The 259-nt window shown below is 52.5% G+C and carries 1 protein-coding gene; it reads left to right on the forward strand.

Annotated elements, in window-relative coordinates; translation table 11 throughout:
- On the forward strand, nt 1–196 hold a 196-nt coding region (locus HAP95_RS00010; protein ID WP_215882431.1), incomplete at its 5' end, for a transposase.
- Nucleotides 197–259 lie beyond the last annotated feature (63 nt).

Consider the following 259-nt stretch of genomic DNA (forward strand, 5'->3'; position numbering starts at 1 on the left):
ACATCGTCTGAAGACGCAGGCAGGCCGAAGCGTTTACCGTCTGCGCAAACAAACGGTAGAACCGGTCTTCGGGATTATCAAATCGGTGATGGGATTCCGGCAGTTCTCCTTGCGCGGCCTGCGTCAGGTTCAAGGAGAATGGAGTCTGGTCTGCCTGGCGTGGAACATAAAACGCATGGCCGTATTGCGCCTGTAGGGCAGGAAAATGCAGATAAACCGCAAAAAACAGGGCAATAATGACCGAAATCGGCTCAAAATG

The organism is Acidithiobacillus sulfurivorans, from assembly GCF_018853815.1.
Lineage (GTDB): Bacteria > Pseudomonadota > Gammaproteobacteria > Acidithiobacillales > Acidithiobacillaceae > Acidithiobacillus > Acidithiobacillus sulfurivorans.